Origin of the sequence: Methanospirillum sp. (assembly GCF_035560735.1) — an archaeon.
Taxonomy (GTDB): Archaea; Halobacteriota; Methanomicrobia; order Methanomicrobiales; family Methanospirillaceae; genus Methanospirillum.
This window is the reverse complement of record NZ_DATMYY010000164.1, coordinates 1-3,593: the sequence shown is the minus strand read 5'-3', so window position 1 is coordinate 3,593 and position 3,593 is coordinate 1. Positions and strand designations below refer to the sequence as shown.

2 protein-coding genes are annotated in these 3,593 nt (G+C 42.1%); both read left to right on the top strand.

Annotated elements, in window-relative coordinates; genetic code table 11:
* On the top strand, nt 1-2,043 hold a 2,043-nt coding region (locus VN429_RS05035), incomplete at its 5' end, for a C13 family peptidase (RefSeq protein WP_325630471.1).
* Between the two features lies 1 nt (nt 2,044).
* Complete coding sequence (locus VN429_RS05030) at nt 2,045-3,391, top strand: ABC transporter substrate-binding protein (protein WP_325630469.1); 1,347 nt, start codon at nt 2,045-2,047, stop codon at nt 3,389-3,391.
* The last annotated feature ends 202 nt before the right edge of the window (nt 3,392-3,593 follow it).

Here is a 3,593-nt window from a genome sequence, read left to right as displayed (position 1 = left end):
CCATTATATATCGGAGTGCTTCTCCCTCTCAATGGACCAGAAGGGCAACCATTGTATAACGCCCTTATGTTATCTCAGAACCAGATCAATGAAGGAGGAGGGATTGGTGGAAGACCGGTTACGTTGATACTGCGGGATACCAGTACAGGGGATCTCATGAAATATGCAGAGGACCTTGCAAAGGATCCACGAATCAAGGTTGTAATTGGACCGTATTCTTCAGATGATCTCTTTGCTGTTGCTGACCTATTTATAAAAAAGCAGAAAGTCCTCATATCTCCATCTGCATCATCTGATGAGATCTACCGGGCATTTTCAGGGAGTGGTTCAGTCTGGAGAACGGTATCAAATGACGGTGATATTACTTCAGAGCTTCTGCAACATATCAAACAAAACGGGGGGAAAAATGTTGCCCTGCTTACCATAAACAGCACGTATGGCAATACCTTTTATGACTGGATTCCCTATTGGGCGATTGAATATAATATTACTATCACAGGCGAAGAAAAGTATTCAACACCGGATGAGATTCCCGAGGCTGTCAACCGGTTATGTACACTACGACCTGATTACCTTATATTTGTTCATTCTGGATCAGGGAATGAGATAAGCTCTGCCATTGACATGCTTGAAGAACTAAACACTTCTGTCATTCCATATTTTATATATCCTACCGTTGATAAAAATGGACAAATCCTTGTGCGACCTGATGCTGAAGATCAACAGAAGATTCTCGAATCAGGACTTTGGAATATTAACAATATCAGCGTTCTTTCTACCATAATTCCGGATAAGACTCTCATGCTCATGTCCAAAGAATGGGATCCGGACTTTTCAAAAGAGTACAAGATATCAAAATATGGTCAATCTGATTATGCTCCTGAGGTCTATGATGCCCTGCTGATCGCCTCCGGTGTCATGGCCCGTATTACTGCATATCCTTTAAAATCTCCTATGAATGCAGCATTATCTATCCTATCCAATGAATCAGGCGACCTCATGCCCAGGACAGAGGAGGGATTTCAATCAGCATTCAAGCAGATTCAACAAGGAAAAACTCCGGTCTTTACCGGTGCAACCGGTCCACTCACGTTCAAATCTGAAGGAACTGACCGGTGTGTCCCCTGGTATGGAACCTACCGCATGGAAGACGGCAAGATTGTCTCAGATCCTGTACTCCAACAGAACCTGATTAAATCAGATAATAAATCAGGGCTTGCCGATAATTCAACCGATGTATCATCAATTCAATTCCAAAACATAACCAAAGGAGATTTCTGGGCAGTAATTGGAGCCTTTTCCCGGGAATGGGCGAATTACCGCCATCAGGCTGATGCTCTTACCATGTATGAGTATTTGAAATCCCAGGGAGTTTCAGATGATCATATTATTCTGCTCGTTTATGACGATATACCAACAGACAAAAAAAATATCAGACCTGGCGAGGTATATCATAAACCAGGGGAAGAGGAGGTCAGGATACGGGCAATTCCTGACTATATAGGTGAAACTGTTGATAAAAAGACACTGATAGATGTTCTTTTAGAAAAGGCTGAATCTGATGGAAGACCACTTCTTCAATCAGATGAGAATTCAACCGTGCTGGTATATCTTTCATCACATGGAGTTCAGGGAGGAGATCTGTTACTTGGTAATGATAGTGAGATTACACCAGTAGAATTCGCTTCAATTGTAGACGAGATGAAAGAGAAAAAAGTTTTTGGGCGAATGCTCATGGTTTTTGAATCCTGTTTTAGTGGGAGTATTGTTGATTCAATAAAAACACCGGGTGTCATTGTAATGACTGCTTCAGCAGCAAATGAGACGTCAAAAGCTGCATCATATGACTCTGCTCTTTCAACCTGGTTATCAGATGAATTCACCACAGAACTCATTACCAGACTAAATAATTCTGATTCATCTGTAACGCTTCGTCAGCTCTTTCACCAGATATATTACCATGTCAGATCTTCGCATCCTACGATTTCTATGCAAAATGCATCATTGGACATTCCGGCAGAACTCTTTTTTGGCGGGGCGTAACATGACAAACTCTGCGATCTACAATGTCCGGTTGACAGACATCAGGGAGAGTGTATGCTCCAAGGTAATGTCCATTAGGATGAAAATGAGTCAATTATTCAACCGTTCTCATATAGCAGGACAAAAAGAATCACCATATAATGAGCACTTCAGTGATGTCAACCATTTTTCATATATTCAATTGGTTTCGACTCTTGCTATCCTTATCATTCTCTCTATCATCATCATTCTTACTATCTTCCCCGCCTTTATCACCGCCCCGCTTCCTGTCCCTGCTCCGGAACATAACACTATCACCTGCGGAGTAATCCTCCCTTTGAGTGGAGATTTAAGTACTATCGGTACTGATATCCTGCATGGCATTGAGGTCGCGGCCGATGAATTCAATACCGGTGATACAGCAGACGGGCGAAAAATTACCCTTCAAATTAAAGATGACAAGGGAGATCCAAACCTGTCACATGCTCTTTTTCAGGAGATGCAACGTGAGGGAGTTCCTGTAGTTATTGGATCATATTCCACAAATCTCACGCTCAAGATGGCTGAAGAGACAAAACAAGTCGATAGTTCTGTTCTTCTCTCTCCCCAGGCAAATGGAGAGGCATTGTATGGGATCTCTCCCCGGTTTTATCAGATTAATCCACCCATTTTCTATCTGGCTGAATTTATAGGAAAATGGGTCTCATTTTCTTCTGACCGGGTTGCTATCCTTTACTGCGATGACGAGTATGGACGGTCAGTCATGAACAATATTGCGTCAGATCTTACCAACCGATCCATTCCAGTTTCTACAAAAAAGCCGATTAATCGTGATGATACTGATTATGCTGCTCTATCTCATTCAATCCTAGATAGTGCACCAGATACGATTATTCTCATTGTATATGATAATCGTCAGATCCCCATCATCAGAAATCTGTCAGAGGCAGGATTCCGGGGTCAGGTGATATTGTCTGAGTCAGGGCTTATGAACAGCCTGGAGAAGGAGAACTCTGATGTGCTCTCAAAGTTTTCCCTTTTCACGATAGATTCCTATACAAACCTGGTTCCAGGGATACAATCTGAACATTTTGTTTCGGGATATCAGAAGATGTTTCATCAGGATCCCACAAGGACTCTTGCTGGATATGGATATGATTCCATGAAGGTTGTAATAGAGGCCTTGCCACCTGCTTGTGATACTCATACTTTAACAGCTGAGACCATCAGGAAAGGATTAGAAGCCTCCAGGTATTACGGGGTTAGTGGTCCAAAAGTCTTCGATTCTCACCATGCTGCTGGTTCAGCCCAGGACAGATGGGTATTTAGGGATGGAAAATTTGTTCTGATGACGACATCACTTGTGTAGAGGTTGTACCACCGGTTATGAGAAATTGATTGAGGAAAAGTAATCTGAAGAGAATATCATCTCCTTTTCATGTGATTGTAATCGAACCGATGGTCAGGTTTATAATACCAGAAGTAGTTCATAGGGTGTCTGGCAAAACGATGTATTTCTGATACCAAATACCATTGAACTTAGAGAAACTATCAGAAACTGGGCCCATGAT